The sequence below is a fragment of the Variovorax defluvii genome (assembly GCF_039541515.1).
Taxonomy (GTDB): domain Bacteria; phylum Pseudomonadota; class Gammaproteobacteria; order Burkholderiales; family Burkholderiaceae_C; genus Variovorax; species Variovorax defluvii.
This window is the reverse complement of sequence record NZ_BAABGJ010000002.1, coordinates 47,633-65,906: the sequence shown is the minus strand read 5'-3', so window position 1 is coordinate 65,906 and position 18,274 is coordinate 47,633. Positions and strand designations below refer to the sequence as shown.

18 protein-coding genes and 1 other RNA gene are annotated in these 18,274 nt (G+C 65.8%); 3 read left to right on the top strand and 16 right to left on the bottom strand.

Going from position 1 to position 18,274, the window contains the following annotated elements; translation table 11 throughout:
* Positions 1–4: 4 nt before the first annotated feature.
* Genes ABEA07_RS01675 through ABEA07_RS01665 form a run of 3 tightly spaced genes read left to right on the top strand, consistent with a single transcriptional unit; the run spans position 5 to position 2,299 of the window.
* Complete coding sequence (locus ABEA07_RS01675) at positions 5–964, top strand: LysR substrate-binding domain-containing protein (protein ID WP_345535463.1); 960 nt, start codon at positions 5–7, stop codon at positions 962–964.
* A 37-nt stretch (positions 965–1,001) separates the two neighbouring features.
* On the top strand, positions 1,002–1,781 hold the full coding sequence (gene xth, locus ABEA07_RS01670; RefSeq protein ID WP_345535462.1) for an exodeoxyribonuclease III: 780 nt from the start codon (positions 1,002–1,004) through the stop codon (positions 1,779–1,781).
* Positions 1,778–2,299 (top strand): hypothetical protein, encoded by a 522-nt coding sequence (locus ABEA07_RS01665; RefSeq protein ID WP_345535460.1) that lies wholly within the window; start codon positions 1,778–1,780, stop codon positions 2,297–2,299. The genes xth and ABEA07_RS01665 overlap by 4 nt, the downstream gene beginning before the upstream one ends.
* A gap of 41 nt (positions 2,300–2,340) precedes the next feature.
* On the opposite strand, the gene ntrC is transcribed toward ABEA07_RS01665, so the two are convergent.
* The 16 genes from ntrC to ompA form a co-directional block, all read right to left on the bottom strand.
* Positions 2,341–3,888, bottom strand: coding sequence for a nitrogen regulation protein NR(I) (gene ntrC / locus ABEA07_RS01660; RefSeq protein WP_345535459.1), 1,548 nt, complete (start codon positions 3,886–3,888; stop codon positions 2,341–2,343).
* 20 nt (positions 3,889–3,908) lie between these two features.
* Positions 3,909–4,979 carry a nitrogen regulation protein NR(II) gene (gene glnL / locus ABEA07_RS01655; RefSeq protein WP_345535457.1) on the bottom strand — a complete coding sequence of 357 codons (1,071 nt, stop codon included), beginning with the start codon at positions 4,977–4,979 and terminating at the stop codon, positions 3,909–3,911.
* On the bottom strand, positions 4,979–5,482 hold the full coding sequence (locus ABEA07_RS01650) for a hypothetical protein (protein WP_345535455.1): 504 nt from the start codon (positions 5,480–5,482) through the stop codon (positions 4,979–4,981). Before ABEA07_RS01650 ends, glnL begins: the two co-directional genes overlap by 1 nt.
* A 139-nt stretch (positions 5,483–5,621) precedes the next feature.
* The gene (glnA, locus tag ABEA07_RS01645) at positions 5,622–7,037 is read right to left on the bottom strand and encodes a type I glutamate--ammonia ligase (protein WP_345535453.1); all 1,416 of its coding nucleotides are present in this window, start codon (positions 7,035–7,037) and stop codon (positions 5,622–5,624) included.
* A gap of 149 nt (positions 7,038–7,186) precedes the next feature.
* A complete protein-coding gene (locus tag ABEA07_RS01640; protein WP_345535452.1) occupies positions 7,187–7,987 on the bottom strand; it encodes a competence/damage-inducible protein A in 801 nt (266 codons plus the stop codon).
* Positions 7,984–8,856, bottom strand: a complete 873-nt coding sequence (locus ABEA07_RS01635) for an EI24 domain-containing protein (RefSeq protein WP_345535451.1) — start codon at positions 8,854–8,856, stop codon at positions 7,984–7,986. The genes ABEA07_RS01640 and ABEA07_RS01635 overlap by 4 nt, the downstream gene beginning before the upstream one ends.
* A 37-nt stretch (positions 8,857–8,893) precedes the next feature.
* A complete protein-coding gene (locus tag ABEA07_RS01630; RefSeq protein ID WP_345535450.1) occupies positions 8,894–9,865 on the bottom strand; it encodes a sterol desaturase family protein in 972 nt (323 codons plus the stop codon).
* A gap of 18 nt (positions 9,866–9,883) precedes the next feature.
* A complete protein-coding gene (locus ABEA07_RS01625; protein WP_345535449.1) occupies positions 9,884–10,753 on the bottom strand; it encodes a polysaccharide deacetylase family protein in 870 nt (289 codons plus the stop codon).
* Positions 10,740–11,726, bottom strand: coding sequence for a YVTN family beta-propeller repeat protein (locus ABEA07_RS01620; RefSeq protein ID WP_425584056.1), 987 nt, complete (start codon positions 11,724–11,726; stop codon positions 10,740–10,742). Before ABEA07_RS01620 ends, ABEA07_RS01625 begins: the two co-directional genes overlap by 14 nt.
* A gap of 47 nt (positions 11,727–11,773) precedes the next feature.
* Entirely contained in the window at positions 11,774–12,514 is a 741-nt protein-coding gene (locus ABEA07_RS01615) for a pseudouridine synthase (RefSeq protein ID WP_345535448.1), read from the bottom strand.
* A gap of 183 nt (positions 12,515–12,697) precedes the next feature.
* A complete protein-coding gene (locus ABEA07_RS01610; protein WP_345535446.1) occupies positions 12,698–14,296 on the bottom strand; it encodes a methyltransferase regulatory domain-containing protein in 1,599 nt (532 codons plus the stop codon).
* Positions 14,297–14,429: 133 nt separating this feature from the next.
* Positions 14,430–15,212: a phytanoyl-CoA dioxygenase family protein gene (locus ABEA07_RS01605; RefSeq protein ID WP_345535445.1), complete on the bottom strand. Its 783-nt coding sequence runs from the start codon at positions 15,210–15,212 to the stop codon at positions 14,430–14,432.
* A gap of 342 nt (positions 15,213–15,554) precedes the next feature.
* Positions 15,555–15,942: a transfer-messenger RNA gene (gene ssrA / locus ABEA07_RS01600) on the bottom strand.
* 13 nt (positions 15,943–15,955) lie between these two features.
* Entirely contained in the window at positions 15,956–16,624 is a 669-nt protein-coding gene (locus tag ABEA07_RS01595) for an HAD-IA family hydrolase (RefSeq protein ID WP_345535443.1), read from the bottom strand.
* Positions 16,621–17,343: a bifunctional 2-polyprenyl-6-hydroxyphenol methylase/3-demethylubiquinol 3-O-methyltransferase UbiG gene (ubiG, locus tag ABEA07_RS01590; protein WP_345535442.1), complete on the bottom strand. Its 723-nt coding sequence runs from the start codon at positions 17,341–17,343 to the stop codon at positions 16,621–16,623. Before ubiG ends, ABEA07_RS01595 begins: the two co-directional genes overlap by 4 nt.
* A 112-nt stretch (positions 17,344–17,455) precedes the next feature.
* Positions 17,456–18,112 carry an outer membrane protein OmpA gene (gene ompA / locus ABEA07_RS01585; RefSeq protein WP_086920482.1) on the bottom strand — a complete coding sequence of 219 codons (657 nt, stop codon included), beginning with the start codon at positions 18,110–18,112 and terminating at the stop codon, positions 17,456–17,458.
* Between the last annotated feature and the right edge of the window lie 162 nt (positions 18,113–18,274).

The following is an 18,274-nucleotide window of genomic DNA, read 5'->3' as shown; positions in this document are numbered from 1 at the left end:
CCCCATGAAAACCACGCTCGACGAACTGCAGGCCTTCACCGCCGTGGTCGATACCGGCTCTGTCACCGCGGCGGCCGAGCGCCTGGACCAGACGGTCTCCGGCATCAGCCGGACCCTGGGGCGGCTCGAGAAAAAGCTGGACACCACCCTGCTGCGCCGGACGACGCGGCGCATCGTGCTCACCGAAGAAGGGCAGGCCTTCCTCACTCATGCACGCGCCATCCTCGCCGCCATCGACACGGCGGAGGAACAAATGGCGCTGCGCCGCCAGCAGCCGGCCGGGCGCCTGCGCGTGAACGCCGCCACGCCCTTCATGCTGCATGCCATCGTGCCGCTGGTGCCCGCCTTCCGTTCGGCCTATCCGCAGATCGATCTGGAACTGGACACCGACGAACTCAACATCGACCTGCTGGAACGCCGCACCGACGTCGCGATCCGCATCGGCACGCTGCGCAACTCGACGCTGCACGCGCGCCCTCTCGGCACCAGCCGGATTCGCGTGCTGGCCAGCCCGCCGTATTTCGATCGGCACGGCCGGCCGCGCTCGGTGGCCGGCCTTGCCCGACATCAGCTACTGGGCTTCACCCAACCCGAATCGCTCAACCGCTGGCCCTTGCGCGGTGTGCATGGGGACGCCTGGCCCATCACGCCGGCCATCACCGCGTCGAGCGGCGAGACGCTGCGGCAGTTGGCCCTGGAGGGCGCCGGCATCGCCTGCCTGTCCGACTTCATGACCGCCGGGGACCGCGCCCGCGGGGAACTGGTGCAACTGCTGGCGCGCGACACCGTGGAGGTGCGGCAGCCGATCAATGCGGTGTACTACCGCAACACCGCGCTGGCGGCGCGGGTCACCTGCTTCCTCGATTTCATCGCGGCCCGGCTGGGCAGCGGCGAGACGGCCTGGCTCCCCAGCGCGGAGCCGACAGGTACGCCGGACGGGCGCACAAGACGGCTCGCGCGATGAAGGCAAAATCGACCCACGCCCACGAGACACCTCCTTCATGAAGTTAGCCACCTGGAACGTCAATTCCCTCACCGCCCGCCTGCAGCACGTGCTGGACTGGCTGATCGCGAATCCCGTCGATGTGCTGTGCATGCAGGAACTCAAGCTGACCGACGACAAGTTCCCGCTGGAGGTGCTGCAGTCGGCCGGCTACCACGCCGCGGTGTTCGGGCAGAAGACCTACAACGGCGTCGCCATCCTGAGCCTGACGCCTTCGCGCGACGTCGCGAAGAACATCGGTGGCTTTGCGGACGACCATTCGCGTGTGATCAGCGCCACGGTGGACACGCCCTCCGGGCCGCTGCGCGTGGTCAACGGCTACTTCGTCAACGGGCAGGCCCCGGGCACGGAGAAGTTCGCCTACAAGATGAGTTGGCTGAACGCGCTGAAGGACTGGCTGCGCGAAGAGATGGCCGCGCATCCGCGGCTGGTGCTGCTGGGCGACTTCAACATCACGCCGGAAGACCGCGACAGCTACGACCCGGTCGGCCTGGCAGAAACGATCCACCACACCACCGAGGAGCGCGAGCATTTCAAGGCGCTGCTGCAGCTCGGCCTGGTCGACGGCTTCCGGCTGTTCGAGCAGCCGGAAAAGAGCTACTCGTGGTGGGACTACCGCATGCTGGGCTACCAGAAGAACCGCGGGCTGCGCATCGATCACATCCTGTTGAGCCAGCCGCTGGTGCCGCTGGCCAAGGGCTGCGTGATCGACCGCGTGCCGCGCAAATGGGACAAGCCCAGCGACCATGCCCCCGTGATCCTGGAACTCGCCGCATGAGCATGAACATCGCACTCAAGACCCTCGTCCTCACGGCCGCGCTGGCCCTGTCCGCCTGCTCGATCTTCAAGCAGGACACCGCCACCGGCCCGACGGCCTCGCGCGACGCAGAGCGCCCCGCGGACGAGGCCGGCAAGCCCTCGGCCGAAGTGCCGACCACGCGCCTCATCACTGCGCAGACGCCCGCCGTGCGGGCCTACCGGAAGGTCGGCGCGCGCCACATCTACAACGCGTATCCGCAGCGCATCTACAAGGGCAAGATCCCGCCGCTGGTCTATGCGGTGGTGGTGACCGAAACCGACATCGACAGCACGGGCAAGGTGACGGGCGTGCATTTCACCCGCACGCCGAGCCACGCGCCGGAGGTGAGCGGGATGATCGCCCAGCTGATCAAGGATGCCTCGCCGCTGCCCAACCCGGGCAAGCTGGGCGCCCACACCTACGTGGACACCTGGCTGTGGGACAGGAGCGGCAACTTCCAGCTCGACACGCTGACGATGGGGCAGCGCAGCCGCTGAACGCGGCGCCCTCGACGCTTCTCTCGCGCCGCCCCGCGGGTCTATTCCAGGCCCAGTTCCTGGATTTTGCGGGTGATGGTGTTGCGGCCGATGCCGAGCTTCTGCGCCGCCTCGATGCGGCGGCCGCGCGTGCTGGCCAGCGCCGTGAGGATGAGGCGCGACTCGAAGCGACGCGTCAGCGTGTCCCACACATCGTGACGGCCAGCCGCGAGCAGACTCTGTGCTTCCTGCTCCAGACCGCTTTCCCAGGCCGAAGAAGACGCCGGTGCGGCGCCTGCGCCAACGACGACGGGCGGCGCGACGGCCGCCGGCACCTGGCTGCTCACAAGCTCGTGCTCATTGCCCGCCGGTGCGACGACAGCCGCGCCGGATGACGAGACCAGGGCCGCAGCGGCGTGCGGCGGGGCCTCTGCCGGCACGGCGACCATCACTTCCGGCGGCAGGTCCTTGGGCTCGATCAACTGCGCCGGCGCCATCACGGTGAGCCAATGGCAGATGTTCTCGAGTTGCCGCACGTTGCCGGGGAACGAGAAGGTCGACAGCTGCGCCAGCGCTGCGTCCGAAATGCGCTTGGGCTCCACGCCGAGCTGCTTGGCGCTCTGCTGAAGGAAATGGCGGGTGAGCGCGGGAACGTCCTCGCCGCGTTCGCGCAGTGCGGGCAGCCGCAGCCGGATCACGTTGAGACGATGGAACAAGTCCTCCCGGAAGCCGCCTTGCTTGACCCGCTGCTCCAGGTCTTGGTGCGTGGCGGCGATGACGCGCACGTTGGCCTTGACCGAGTTGTGGCCGCCCACGCGGTAGAAGTGCCCGTCGCTCAGCACACGCAGCAGGCGCGTCTGCAGGTCGAAGGGCATGTCGCCGATTTCGTCGAGGAAGAGCGTGCCTCCCTCGGCCTGTTCGAAGCGCCCGCGCCGCATGGTCTGCGCGCCGGTGAAGGCGCCGCGCTCGTGGCCGAAGAGCTCGCTCTCCAGGAGATCCTTCGGGATCGCCGCGGTGTTGATCGCCACGAAGGGTCCGTTGGACCGCGGCGAATGCTTGTGCAGCGCACGGGCCACCAGCTCCTTGCCGCTGCCGGACTCGCCCGTGATCAGCACGGTCACGTTGCTCTGCGACAGGCGGCCGATGGCACGGAATACGTCCTGCATGGCCGGGGCCTGACCGAGCATTTCGGGGGCGGCCGCCATGCGCTCCTCCGCGACCTCCTCGCGCTGGCTCTCGTCCACTGCGCGGCGGATCAGCTCGACCGCGCGCGGCAGGTCGAAGGGCTTGGGCAGGTATTCGAAGGCACCGCCCTGAAAGGCCGAAACGGCGCTGTCCAGGTCGGAGAAGGCCGTCATGATGATGACGGGCAGGCTGGGGTGCCTCGCCTTGATCTTGTCGAGCAGATCGAGGCCCGAACCTCCCGGCATGCGGATATCGCTCACCAGGACCTGCGGGCCCTGCGACTCGTCGTCGGCTGCAGCTTCGAGCGCTGCGAGTACTTCGCGTGTGTTGGTGAAGCTGCGTGTGGGCAGGTCTTCGCGCAGCAGCGCTTTTTCAAGCACGAAGCGTATCGATTGGTCATCATCCACTATCCAGATCGGCTTCATGCGGTTCCTTCTTCCCTGTCCTAAGGCAACGGTATCAGTATCTTGAAATCAGTCCGGCCCGGAACGCTGTCGCACTCGATCACGCCATGGTGCTGTTGCACGAAAGTTTGTGCCAGCGTCAACCCAAGGCCTGTCCCGCCTTCCCTGCCCGAAACCAGCGGGTAGAAGATGCGGTCCTTGATCGAGTCCGGCACACCCGGACCATTGTCGATGACATGCAATTCCAGTGCCAGTCGGTACCACTGCTTGTTGAATATCACCTGACGCGCGACGCGGGTCCTGAGCGTGATGCGGGCATCGCCCGCGGCGCGGCGCTCGGCGAGGGCCTGCGCCGCGTTGTGAACGATGTTGAGCGTGGCCTGGATGAGCTGCTCACGATCGCCGCGGAACTCGGGGATCGACACGTCGAAGTCGCGTTCGATATGCAAGTCGCGCGGAAACTCGGCAAGGATGACCGAGCGAACGCGTTCGCACACCTCGTGGATGTTGACGTCGCCCACCACGTGCGGACGGCGGTGCGGCGCGAGCAGGCGATCGACCAGCGTCTGAAGGCGATCGGCCTCGTGGATGATGACCTGCGTGTACTCGATCTGGTCGCGTGATTCGACCTCCATCTGCAGCAACTGCGCCGCGCCCCGGATGCCGCCGAGCGGATTCTTGATCTCATGCGCGAGGTTGCGGATCAGTTCCTTGTTGGCTTGCGCCTGGTCCAGCAGACGCTCCTCGCGGTCCTGCTTGACCTGCTGTTCGAGCGGCGACATCTCGATGACGAGTTCGCCGGCCTTGTCGCCCTGCGCGAGCGTGACCTGCACCGGCATCAGCTCGTGGTTGACGCGGCGCAGAAAGGCTTCGTAGCGAAGAGTGGCGAAGTCGTTGCTGCGCGCGCCGTCGATGGCCGTGCGCAACACCTGGGGCTCCTGAAAGCAGGCGCCGAACTGGGAGCCTTCGAGCGTGCGGCGCGAGGTGCCGAGCGCATCCTCGAGGCTGGCGTTGGCGAACAGCACCGAGCCATCGGTGCGCACGACCGCGATCAGCGTGGAGAGAAGGTCGAAGGCCTGGAAGCGCTTGGCGGCGGCTTTGCCGAAAGCCATCAGCGCGGGGCCGGCAAGCGGCCGATCTCGCGGCGGATGCCTGCGATGTCGCTCTCGTTGCGGGCGATCTCGGCCTTCATTTCGGCGACGCGGTCCAGGTACTTCTGGTAGTTGCGGGCCTCGCTGCCCTGCTTTTCCGGCTCGCCGTTGTTGTATTCCTTGAGCAACTGGGCCTGGCGCTCCTCCGCCTTCTTGAGTTCGGCCTCGAGCACGGTGCGGGCCTCGCCATCGCGGGCACGCTGGTCGGCGCTCTCGACGCGCGGGGTGCCGGCGGGCGCCCGGACCGTGGAACTGCTGGCAGCGGCTGCCGCAGCGACCGGCCGGCTGCCCTGGACCACGGTGACGTTGCCGCCTTCCATGACCTTGCAGCCGCGCTGCTGGGCCAGGGCCGCATTGTTGGTGTATTCGTTGCCGCAGCGCCAGACGCGCTCCTGCGCCTGGGCCTGCATGGGCACACCGGCCGCTGCCGCGGCGGCCAGCAGGAGAGCGAAAGAGGTCTTCATATCGTCGAGTGCAAAGTGGGCAGCGAACCGGCATTTTCGTGCAATTCGATGCCATCGCCATGCGGGTGGTCGCGCCCATGAAAAAAGGACGGCAAGCCGTCCTTTTCTCACGCGGATCGCCCCGGCGGGGGCGATCACCTTACAGCGAGTAGTACATGTCGAACTCAACCGGGTGCGCAGCCATGCGGAAGCGCGTGACTTCCTGCATCTTCAGGTCGATGTAGGCGTCGATGTAGGCATCGGTGAACACGCCGCCCTTGGTCAGGAAGGCACGGTCCTTGTCGAGGTACTCGAGCGCCTGGTCGAGGCTGTGGCAGACGGTCGGGATCAGCGCGTCCTCTTCCGGCGGGAGGTGGTAGAGGTCCTTGCTGGCGGCTTCGCCCGGATGGATCTTGTTCTCCACGCCGTCCAGGCCGGCCATGAGCATGGCGGCGAAGCCGAGGTAGGGGTTCATCATCGGATCGGGGAAGCGCGCCTCGACACGGCGGCCCTTCGGGTTGGCCACGAAGGGGATGCGGATCGAAGCCGAGCGGTTCTTGGCCGAGTAGGCCAGCTTGACCGGCGCTTCGAAGCCGGGCACCAGGCGCTTGTAGCTGTTGGTGCCGGGGTTCGTGATGGCGTTGAGCGCACGGGCGTGCTTGATGATGCCGCCGATGTAGTGCAGTGCGAAATCGCTGAGCCCGGCGTAGCCGTCGCCTGCGAACAGGTTCTTGCCGTCCTTCCAGACCGACTGGTGCACGTGCATGCCGGAGCCGTTGTCGCCCACGATGGGCTTGGGCATGAAGGTCGCGGTCTTGCCGTAGGCGTGAGCCACGTTGTGGATCACGTATTTCTGCAGCTGGACCCAGTCGGCGCGCTGGATCAGCGTGCTGAACTTGGTGCCGAGTTCCATCTGGCCGGCATTGGCGACTTCGTGGTGATGCACCTCGACCGGAATGCCCAGCGACTCGAGCACCAGGCACATTTCGGAGCGCATGTCCTGGAAGCTGTCGACCGGCGGAACCGGGAAGTAGCCGCCCTTGACCGCCGGGCGGTGGCCCGTGTTGCCGTGCTCGAATTCCTTGCCGGTGTTCCACGATGCTTCTTCGGACTCGATCTTGACGAAGCAGCCGGACATGTCGTTCTGCCAGCGCACGCCGTCGAAGACGAAGAACTCGGGCTCCGGTCCGAAGTAGGCGGTATCGCCCAGGCCGGAAGCCTTCATGTAGGCCTCTGCGCGCTTGGCCAGCGAGCGCGGGTCGCGCTCATAGGGCTTGCCGTCGGTGGGGTCGACCACGTCGCAGGTCAGGATCAGGGTGGTTTCTTCGAAGAAGGGGTCGATGTTGGCCGTGTTCGGATCGGGCATCAGCAGCATGTCCGAGGCCTCGATGCCCTTCCAACCGGCGATCGAGGAGCCGTCGAAGGCATGGCCGTCGTTGAACTTGCCCTCGTCGAAGTGCGAGACCGGCACGGTCACGTGCTGCTCCTTGCCGCGGGTGTCGGTGAATCGAAAGTCGACGAACTTGACCTCGTTTTCCTTGACGAGCTTGAGTACATCGGCGACGGTCTTAGCCATCAGGCTTCTCCTTGGATCGGTAGTGGTTGGAAATACAGCGCAATCGAGAATGCAGGTTCTATGCCATTGTGGAGGGCATCGGGAGCGGTTCAGCCCCTTCTTGGGACCCCAAAAGCAGGCGATTTGTAACCAAACTGGTGCGCGTCGAGTCAGCGCACCAATTCAGGGCCGAGTCGCACACCAAAGGCGTGCAACCCTTCGAGGAGCTGCGCATAGGCCGCGTCAACCCGAGCACCATCGCCCTTGACGCCCAGTTCGATGTGCCGGCCATGCTCAGGATGGTCGACGCTGGGCAGGCTGAAGACCCGGATCCCGGGATGCGCGCGCTCGACGGACTCCATCAGCGGCGTGAGGGTGGCCTCCATGGACCCGAATACCACCACCGATTTTTCGACCGAGCGGCCTTGCTCGAACAGGTGGCCGTATTGCTCGTCGAGCACCGACTCGATCATCGGCCAGGCCATGACGGGAAAGCCCGGCACGAAATGCACGTCGGCCACGCTGAAGCCGGGGATCTTGTTATAGGGATTGCGGATGATCCGGGCGCCCAGCGGAAACACGCCCATGTTCAGGCGATGCACGTTGTCGGGCCGGTCGGGATCATAGGGGATGCCCTGCTCGCGCGCCGTGTCCTGCATGCGCTCGCGGATCAGGACCTCGGCCTCCGGATGCAGGGCGAGCGGCACGCCCAGCGCAGCAGCTGCGCACTGGCGCGTGTGATCGTCAGGCGTGGCGCCGATGCCGCCGGTGGAAAAAACGACGTCTCCCGAGGCAAAGGCGCGCCCCAGCGCGGCAGTGACGCGTACGGGCTCGTCGCCCACGTACTCGGCCCAGGCCAGTTGCAGCCCGCGCGCCGCGAGCAGCTCGATCATCTTGGGCATGTGCTTGTCGGCCCGCTTGCCGGAGAGAATTTCGTCGCCGACGACGATGAGGCCGAACGAACGGGTCATGGAGCCCCCCATTGGGTTGCGACGGCACGGGCATCCGCCGACTCGGCCGCCGAGGTGGAAATGGCCGCCGCGGCACGCTGCGCCCGGAGCTGCGCCAGGGCATCCAGGCAGTAGTGGGCGAACCACAGGCTGGAGAAGGCGAACACCAGGGTGTAAATCCAGATCGCGAGCGGCGCCAGCACGAGGAAGGCAGCGGCAAAGACGAGCCCCGATGCCCAGACGATGCTGGGCGCGGCGCCCAGGTAGCCACACAGCACGCCGATGCCGAGCAGCGGCAGACGATGGGCACGCAGCAAGGCCGCGCGCTCCTCGGGATTGGCATGCTCGGACAAGGCATCGAAGCTCATCACCCGGTAGGTGAGCCAGCCCCAGATCAGGGGCGGCAGCACCAGCACCAGCGGCGGTATCAGCCACAGCGGCATCGAGACCACCAGCGCAAGCAGCGCCAGCAGGGTGAGGCCAAGCGAACGTAACAGGCTGCCGAGGAAGGAGGCACCCTTCTTCTGCTCCAGCGAAGGGAAGCGTCGCTCGGCCACGAGCCGCGTGAGCGCCGGCGCCATCAAGCCGGAAACGACCAGCAACGACACCACCACGATCAAGGGCGTGGCTGCCACCACCACCACCATCGGCGCCACCACCGCCGTGACATCGCTGGAAAACAGGCGACCGAGCCAGGCCCAGAAGCTGGCGATCAGCGGCCAGGCGTCGAGCGCATCGCGCGTCCAGGCCACGGTGGCATCCCAGTAGAAGTAGCCGAACAGCGCCGCCAGCACGACCATCAGCCCCAGCGGCAAGAAGGACAGCACGATCACCCGGGGGTGCATGCAGTAGGCGGCCGATCGCCAGAAGGAGTCGAGGAGGAGTCGCATGGGACGCCGAGGATAACGCCAGCGCGTGACCCTGGACTCAGGCCCGACCGAGCATGCGCTTCAGGCCCAGCCACTGCTGCGCCCAAAAGCCGCGGCCGTAGTCGCGCAGGCGTCCGCTGGCATCGGGCTCGACCTGGTCCCGGATGCCGGTCGGATCGAAGCGATGCTGGAAGTCGACGGTGCGAAAAAGCATATCCCACCAGGGCAGCAGCACGCCGAAGTTGTGGCCGCCCAGCGTGCGCGGACCATGGGACTCGTGCCCGATGCCGATGCTGTGGTGCAAACGATGGAAGCGCGGGCTGATCCACAGCCGCTCGCCGATGGCGCCGAAGTGCAAGCGCAAGTTGGCGTGCTGCAGGCTCTCGCTGAGCTGGGTGAAGGCCACGATGGCGATGAACTGTCCGGGCGCCACGCCGATCAACTGGGCGACGACCACGATGATGGTGTCGTGGATGACGTCGTCGAGCAGGTGGTTGCGGTTGTCGCTCCACATGGTCATCTGGCGCTGCGAATGGTGCAGGGAGTGGAGCGCCCACCACCAATTGAAGCGGTGCTGCGCGCGGTGGATGAGGTACTCGACGAAATCCAGCACCACGAGGTAGATGAGCAAAGCGACCCAGGGCACGTCGGTCACGCCCGGCCAGATCTGGTCCAGGTGCCAGGAGCCCCAGCCGGCCGACCGCACGGCGCCGAGCGCTTCGTCGAACAGCGGATCGAGCGCGAAGAACATGGCCAGGCGGAACAGGCCCAGCCGGTGGATCAGGGTGTAGAGGATGTCGACCCGAACGGCGCGGCGGTCCGTCACCGGTTCGACCGGCCACCAGCGCTGCAGCGGGCCGATGACGACCACCAGGACCGCGATCTGGATCAGGCCGACCAGCAGCCAGCCGGTCGCGTCGAACGCGTCTTCGACCCAGCCCCCCAAGCCGACGCCATAGACCAGGGGTTGCACGGCAGCCTCGAACAGCCACTGCTGCGCGTCGGCGAAGAGCTCCGTCAGCCAGTCCATCGGCACACCTTGCACGGCTCAGGAATGCGACGCGATCCAGTCGCGGTACGCCGGATGCTGGCGCAGCGTCTGGAAGCAGAAGCCGCGGGCCTTGAGGCCCACGATAAGCGGCTCCAGCACGGCCGGCGCCCACGGGTCCTTGCGCGACCAGATGCCCAGGTGCGCCAGCAGGATGTCCCCGGGCCGAATGTGTTCCAGGGCCTGGGCAAGCAGCTTCTCGTTGCTGAACTTCTCGCTCGGCAATTCGTCGCCCAGGAAGCCGGCTGGCGACCAACCCACGTGGGCGTACCCGCAGCCCTTCGCGACGGCCAGCAGCCTCGCCGAAGTCTTGCCGCCGGGGGCTCTGAACAGCGGCAACGGCTTCTTGCCGGTGACGTGCTGCAGGCGCTCGGACGCCTTGGCGATGTTGGCGCAGTACTGGTCCGCATCCCAGGTGAACTGGCGGCCCGCGAAGGCGCCGGCCGACGGCTGGATGCGGAAGCGGGGCGCGGTCCCCTGGACGTCGCCGCGCCAGTACGCATGGTCGTAGGTGTGGGATGCGAACTCATGGCCTTCGGCCGCCCTCGCCTTCCACCAGGGCGCCCATTGGTTGTCCAGGCTGTCGCCTTCCGTCTGCGTGCGCTCGGCTGCCGCGAAGAAGGTGACGCGGACGTCCTGGCGCCGGAGAACCTCCGCGACCAGGGGGGCCACGCCCATGTGGCCGGTGTCGAAGGTCAGGTAGACAGGCTTGGCGCAGTTTGCCTCAGCCCAGGCCTCGGAGCCTGTCGCGAAGGCCGTGGCAAGGACAACGGCCAGTGCGCCGAGGCCCGTGCGGAAGGCCGTTCGCCGGCGGGTCGGCCGCGCGACACCAGGTGCCCGCCGCCAGAAGGAGAGCTCATCGTTTTGCATGGGCCAGGGTCCAGACACCGTGCGGCGAGCGCCCCACCGGGACCTGCTGCACCACCTTCCGGCCGTCCAGGTCGACCACGCTGAGCTTCCTGGCCCAGCGGGAGGTGACGAACAACATCTTGCCGTCGACCGACAGGTCCATGCAGTCCGGCCCGCCGGGCACCGGGTAGGTGTCGCTGACCCGCAGGGTCTGCAGGTCGATGCGGCTGATGCTGTTGGCCACGCGGTTGCTGACGAAGACGCTGCGGCCGTCGCCGCCCGCGCGGAAGGCATGGGCTCCCTTGCCGGTCGGGATCTTGCCTATCGCCTTGGGCTCGGCCGCGGCGACGTCGAACACCTGAACCCCATCGCTGCCGGTCAGGCCCACCAGCAGCGTCTTGCCGTCGTGGATGCCGAAAACGTCGGCGGGCATCGGCCCGGTGGGGGTGCGCCAGCGAATGCTCTGAGTGGGCAGGTCGATGGCCACCAACTCGTCGCTGTCCTGCATCGTGACATAGGCGGTGGTGCTCTTGCCGTCGATCCAGATGTGGCTGGGCGTCTTGCCGGAGGGAATGCGCTTGACCAGCTTGGGCTCCTTGCCTTCCCAGCGGTAGATGTCAACGTGGTTGAGGCGGTTGCCCGCGGTCACGAACCACTTCATGTCCGGGGAGAAGCGCAGGTGGTACGGATCGATGATGCCGTAGACCACCCGCTGGACCTCGGCCGTACGAGGGTTCAGGAAGGTGAGCGAATCGCCGGCGGAGTTGGCGACGATGAGCGACTGCTCGTCGGGCGTCAGGTAGAGGTGGTGCGGTTCCTTGCCCGTCGGGATGCGTTGTTTCTCCGTCCAGTGGACCGGATCGATCACGCTCACGGTCGCATCGAGCGAGTTGAGCACGAAGACCGGGGGCGGCTCGGCGGCCAGCGACGGCAGGAACGCGCAGGCAAACAAAAAGGCCGCGAGGCGGCCTGGTGCGGAGAACTTGAATCTCAAGGGAAAAGTTCCGAAGGAAGGCGTCGGATATTAACGAGCGACCCTGTCTATCGGCTGACCGGCACCCTTCCTTGCAGCGCCTCGACTTGCTCCGGCTCCAGCCAGCGCCACTGGCCAGGCGCCAGGTCGGCCGGCAAGGCCAGCGGGCCGATGCGGGAGCGATGCAGGGTCTCGACCCGGTTGCCCACCGCCGCCAGCATGCGCTTGACCTGGTGGTACTTGCCCTCGGTCAGCGTGAGCCGCAGTTGGCGGGGCCCGATCGCCTCGCAAGCCGCCGCCTGAACCGGCCTGGGATCGTCATCGAGCACCACGCCTTCCAGCAGCCGGTCGACCTGTTTCTGCGTGACGGGATGCTTGGCTCCGACTTCGTAGACCTTCGCCACGTGGTGCTTCGGCGACCCCATGCGGTGGATGAACTGGCCGTCGTCGGTCAGGAGCAGCAGGCCGGTGGTGTCCTGGTCCAGCCGGCCGATCGCCTGCACGCCCTGCACCGCGCCCTTATTGGGCCGCTGCCGGAGCGGCACCGGAAGCAGCGTGTAGATGCTGGGATAGGTGGAAGGCTTCTGCGAGCACTCCGTGCCGGCCGGCTTGTGCAGCATCAGATAGGCCTTCTCGTGGTAGGCCCACTCCGTGCCCTGGACGGTGAAGCGCAGTCCCGCCAAGTCGACATCCGTGCCCGGATCGGTGACGACGCCCTCCCCAACCCGCACGAACCCCTGCTGGACGAGCCCGGCGCACACGCGCCGGGTGCCGAAGCCCTGGCTGTAGAGAATGTCCTCGAGCCGCATCAGCCGTGGCCCATCGCAGGCGGGATCTGGGGCTCGCCCTTGTTGAGGAAGATCGCGCCGCAGGCTGGGCCCGCGAGGCGGCATGCAGAGGAGGCGCACCAGCCACAGCCAGCACCGCCGCGCCGGCGCCGCGCAGAATCCAAGGGTTGTTTCATTGACGCATCCTTGTTGCCAAGGAAACGATCATGCCTGAAGCAGTGCCTTTCGACGCAGGTCGCGCAGGGCCAGCGCCACTTGTCGTTGCGTGAGTTCGCGCAGCGCCGCCTCGTCCGTCAGGGGCTTGTCGTGCTTGATGAAGCGCAGACGGCCAGCCTGCGCCTCCTCGGCGAGATGCTTCGCCAACGCTTCGTGCGAGTGCTTGCCGTCGAGCAAGGGCAGCAGGCAGCGCTCGAGCGGAGAAAGGCTGACCAGTTCGTGCCACTCGTTGCAGGCCACTGCGGTGGCGCCGGCACTGAGCGCCAGGCCGGGCGCGCGGCGATGGACGAAGGAAGCGCTCGGAAACACCGGCACATCGACGCTCGCGTTGGGAGAAGTCCGGCGAATGCGCACCGCGCCGAGGATCACCAACTCCTCCAGCATCGCCATGACCACCGGATCGACCGAGGCACGGGGCTCGCCCGTGCGTGCCGACACGGCGGCAACGAGCGCCTGCGTCGATACGCTGGCCGGGTAGCGCTCGTCCAGCACCTGGGCCACGGCCTTGTGCACCGGCAGCCGCAACGTGACCTTGAGATTGCGGATCGCGCTGCAGGGCTGCGCCTGGGCATCGAGCGTGAGCACGCCGCCATCCACGGCCGAGAACACGCCGGCGTACTCGAGGGCACGGAGGCGTTCCACATCCAGGCGATAGCGGATCTGCGCGGCGCGCTCCTGCTTGACCAGCAGCGACTGGCGGAAGGTCCTGTTGACCAGGAAATCCAGGTACTGTTCCATCATGATCTGGCTTCCGCCGCATTCACGCATGAGCGGATCGCGCACCTTCTCGCCGTAGTTCTGCACGAACATCGTGGAAGGCTCGGCGTCGGCCAGGTAGCCGAGCCCGTGGACGCTCGCGCGGGCGGCGAACTCCTTGAAGTAGCACGGCGCGTTGTGGGGCTCGAGGAACTCGTGCAGCAGGTAGTATGCCCCCGAGTTGCGCACGATCGGCATGTTCTCTTCCAGCGTCTTCTTGAGCACGCTGTCCGGTCGCGCAGACTGCTCCAGAAACTCGAGCATGCCGCGGGCGTAGGAGAGCTTTTCGTCGGGTTCGTCACGCGGGGCGCCGCGCAGAATCATGGCATCGCGAACGATCTCGCGCGCCTTCCAGCCGGGATAGACGTTGTAGCTCACGTAAGCCACGCCGTCCGGCGCGAGGTTTTGCGAGCACACGCGAAGAATCGCTTCCTGGACCGGCGCCGGCACCCAGCTGTAGACACCGTGGCAGATGATGTAGTCGAACTGTCCGAAGGAGGCATCGATGCGGGAGATGTCCAGGGCGCGCAGCTCGATGTTCTTCAGATGAGCGTGATCGATGGCGGCCTGTCCCTGGCGGATCTGCACGGAGGACAGATCCACACCGAGCATATGGGCGCCCGGATGCCGCGCGGCGATCGGAATCAGGTTGCCGCCCGCAGCACAACCCAGTTCGAGTACACGAGCCCGGGCGGGCGCTGGTGCAGCCAGACCGAAAAGGAAGGCCAGAGCCTCCAGATGCTCGATGGTCGACTGCGGGAAAGGATGAGAGTCGTAGGGAACGACGTCGTAGTAGTTCGTCGTGAGCGAGGGCGATGTCGATGAGTCCATGTATTCCTCAAATGCCGAGCAGCGACAAGAACTGCTGGGCAGTGCAGGCGGCTCAACCCTTCCCGGCCGAGGGCCTGAGCGAGCGCGACTATAGCTTTCGTTGAACAAGCTGCGAGAAAGCAAAAAGAAATCTTCAGAATTTGGCGACGTCGATACCTTCTAGCGAAGCGTCGAGTGCCCGCGCCGTCAGCAGGGCGGTCGAGAGATGAGCCAGCTCCTCCGACAAGCCATACATGTGCTGGTACTGCAGGATCTGACGCGCGATCAGCATCAAGCGCATGCCAAAGTTCGGGCGCGAGCCCTGCTCGAGCAAGGATGGCAGGGGTGGGCGATCGCCGCCAAGCTGAAAGGATTGCATGATCGGCGGGATGTCGCCTCGTTGGAATTCGAGCGCCATGCTTATTCGTGGATGCTCGGCGAACTCGCTGGTCGGACCGCCCCAGTGCAGAACTCGCTGGTTCCAGATGAGGTAGTCGCCGGGCGTGGCTGGCAACGCACGCGCAGCAAACGCGGGAGCAGGCGGCTCCGGCATGCCGGCTGGTATGTCATAGCCCGGATCCATGTGCGCAGGCACGATGTACATGCAGCTGTTCAGCGGATTGGCGTCCGAGAGCGGGATCCAGCATGTGAGCGTGCAGGGGGAGCCGTCCGGTGCCAGCGCGGCGCGGCGATTGTCCCGGTGCGGCTTCCAACCGCTTTCGCCTTTCTGAGGATCGACATGCCACGCCCAGAATGCCGGCATGGTCCTGTAATCGTCGCCGAGGAAGTTCGAGAGAACGGGTCGGAGCCGCTCGTAGCACGCCCACGGTTCGTCGAAGACCCAGGCGAACACGGCCGGTAGGCCCACGGCGACACATTTCGCGACGCCTTTCGGCAATCGACAGCGCCAGACGCCCGATCTCTTCGTCGCGGTCACTGAAATAGCCGTCCTTCGCCATGCGCTGGGCGAGCCGACCCCAGCTTTGGCGCGGCGTGGCTTCAGCGGCCGAATGCAGCTCCCCGATGTGAAGTCGAGGCGCGAGTTCGCGCCAGAAGCTGACGCTGCACAAGGCCTCCCAGGTCAGGATTCGCTGGAGAGGCACGGTGGGGTTCATGGCTCGGCTCCCGGATCACGAGCACCACGGTCACCATCTGCCGCCCGCTGGACCCAATGGGGACGCATCCTAGCTTCGGGAGTTGGCCAGTCAGATCGCGAAAGAAGAATTCGCGAAGATCTGGCGGCCCAAAACGGGACTTAAGCCAAGGTCCCACAGGTGTATGGTGGAGCTGGGGGGATTTGAACCCCCGTCCGCAAGCCTTCGTCGCGCAGATCTACATGTTTAGCGATCTGGTTTAAGTCTCGCCACCGGTGTCGCGCAGTCGCACGCTCCACCGGCCGCCAGCACCCTTGGATCTCGCCTCGACCCAAGGTACCCGGATCGAGGCCAGCCGATGTGGATTAACTTTGCAGCCGGGAGGCGTCAGATTGCTCTAACGCCCCCTTGCCCAGCCCATCGGCGTGCTGTTGCAAAGCTCACCTGCGATTAAGCGGCGAGTGCGAAACGTTCGTCGTTTGCAGTTACTTTGGTTGAATCAGTTTTACGAGCACATTCAGCTCGACATGCACCACTGCGATTCCGAACCCACGTCGAAACCAATGCAGCCCCAAGGACATGCATTTTAGGCTGCTTTCAGAATTTGCAAGAGTTCCAGGGGCGACCCGATCGCAGCATCTGCCTCCCAGAGCGTTACATCGGCATCGGCCCCCATGTAGCCATACGCGGCGGCAACCGTACGCATGCCGGCGGCCCGGCCAGCCGTCATGTCGCGTTCGTCATCCCCGACGTAAATGCAGTGCTGTGGCATCACGCCCAAGCGTCGCGCCGCCTCGAACAGCGGCTCCGGGTGGGGCTTGGCATAGGGGGTGGTGTCACCGCTGACGATCGCTCCCGCCGTGTCGAACAGCGGCATGGCGCGAGTCAAGGGGCCAGTGAAGCGTAGGGATTTATTCGTCACCACCCCCCAGCGCAGGCCACGCGCCTGCAGCGCGGCCACGAGCTCGGCCACGCCGTCGAAGGCGCGGGTCTGGAGCATTCTGGCCTCATAGTTGACGAAAAACTCCTCGCGCAACGGCGGGAATTCCGGCGCCTCCGGCGTGATGCCGAAGGCGACCCCCAGCATGCCGCGGGCGCCGGAGCCGGCCATCGGCCGATAGCGCTCCAACGGAAGCGAGGCGAGACCACGATCCACACGCATCTGGTCGGCGGCAGCGCCCAGGTCGGGCGCGCTGTCGATCAAGGTCCCGTCAAGATCGAAGAGCACGGCTTGGAGGGCTGAGGACGCGCTCATTGTTGCGATACCGTGGGCTTGCGCGTCGCGAACATGTAATTGACGCTGGTGTCGTCACTGAGCCAATAGCGGCGAGTGATCGGGTTGTGTTGCAAGCCGCGGGTATGGTGCAGTTCAAGCCCGGCGGCACGGCAGTACGCAGCCAGTTCGCTCGGCCGGATCAGCTTCTGATATTCATGCGTCCCGCGAGGCAGCATGCCCAGAACGTACTCCGCGCCGACGATGGCGAGCAGAAAAGACTTGAGATTGCGATGGATCGTCGAGAGGAAAACCCAGCCGCCGGGCTTGACAAGCCGAGCACATGCGTCTACGGCTGAGGCCGGTTGCGGCACGTGCTCTAACATTTCCATGCAGGTGACGACATCAAAGGTCTCCGGCTGCTCAGCCGCTAGATCCTCGACGCTGACACGCCGATACTTCACACCGTGCGTCGCGGCCTCCAGCGCATGTAACTGCGCAACCTTGAGCGCCTTGTCCGCGAGATCGATGCCCAGCACATCCGCCTGGCGACGTGCCATGGCATCCGCGAGGATCCCGCCACCGCAGCCCACGTCGAGCACCTTGCGCCCGGCTATCGGGGCGATGGAGTCGATCCAGTCCAAGCGCAGCGGGTTGATCTCGTGCAACGGCCTGAATTCGCTTTCCAAGTCCCACCAGCGGTGGGCCAGTTCGGAAAATTTGGCAAGTTCTGCCGGGTCGGCGTTCACGGTATCGGTCATGTGCGGATTATGAAACGGCACCAAATGCCGCTCGATGGCATGCAATGGATAGACGGCCGATCGAGCATAAAAAAACCCCGCCGAGGCGGGGTGTCCGGGTGATTGCTGAGAATCAGCGGTTGGCGCGGGTACCGACCACTTCGATTTCCACGCGACGGTTCTTGGCACGGCCTTCCTTGGTGCGGTTGTCAGCCACAGGCTGCTTCTCGCCCTTGCCTTCGGTGTAGACGCGGTTGCGTTCGATGCCCTTCGAGACCAGATAGGCTTTGACCGCTTCAGCACGGCGGACCGACAGGCGTTGGTTGTAGGAGTCGCTGCCGATCGAGTCCGTGTGGCCGACGGCAATGATCACTTCGAGGTTCACGTCACGGATCTTCGAGACCAGGTCGTCCAGCTTGGCACGGCCCTCGGGCTTGAGCACAGACTTGTCGAAGTCGAAGAAGGCGTCGGCGGCGAAGGTGACCTTCGAGGCGGCGACAGCCGGAGCCGGGGCCGGAGCAGCAGGTGCGGGTGCCGGAGCGGCGGCGGCGGGCGGCGGGGGCGGAACCAGGGCGCCATCGCAGCCAGCAGCAGCGGTCGCCGGAGTCCAGTTCGCATCGCGCCAGCACAGTTCGTTCGTGCCGTTCTTCCAGACCAATTCGCCAGTGCCGTTTTGCCAGTTGTCGATCACGGGCCCACCATTCGCGGCGGTGACACGGGTCTGCGCGCCGGCGGCAGTGGCGAGCGCAGCGACTGCAAACATCATCGCCACTTTATTCAGTTTCTTCATGGTTCTCCTCTTGGGGGAAAAAGCCGCAGCCGCGCTGCGAATCAAGGACGCTTTAAGTGACCACCACCCAAAACGTTGAGGCGATTGTGCCATGGGATCATTGGCAAACCGCCCGAGAGGCGCCCTGGAAACGTAGGACGGAGGCGGAATCCCGGCCTTGTG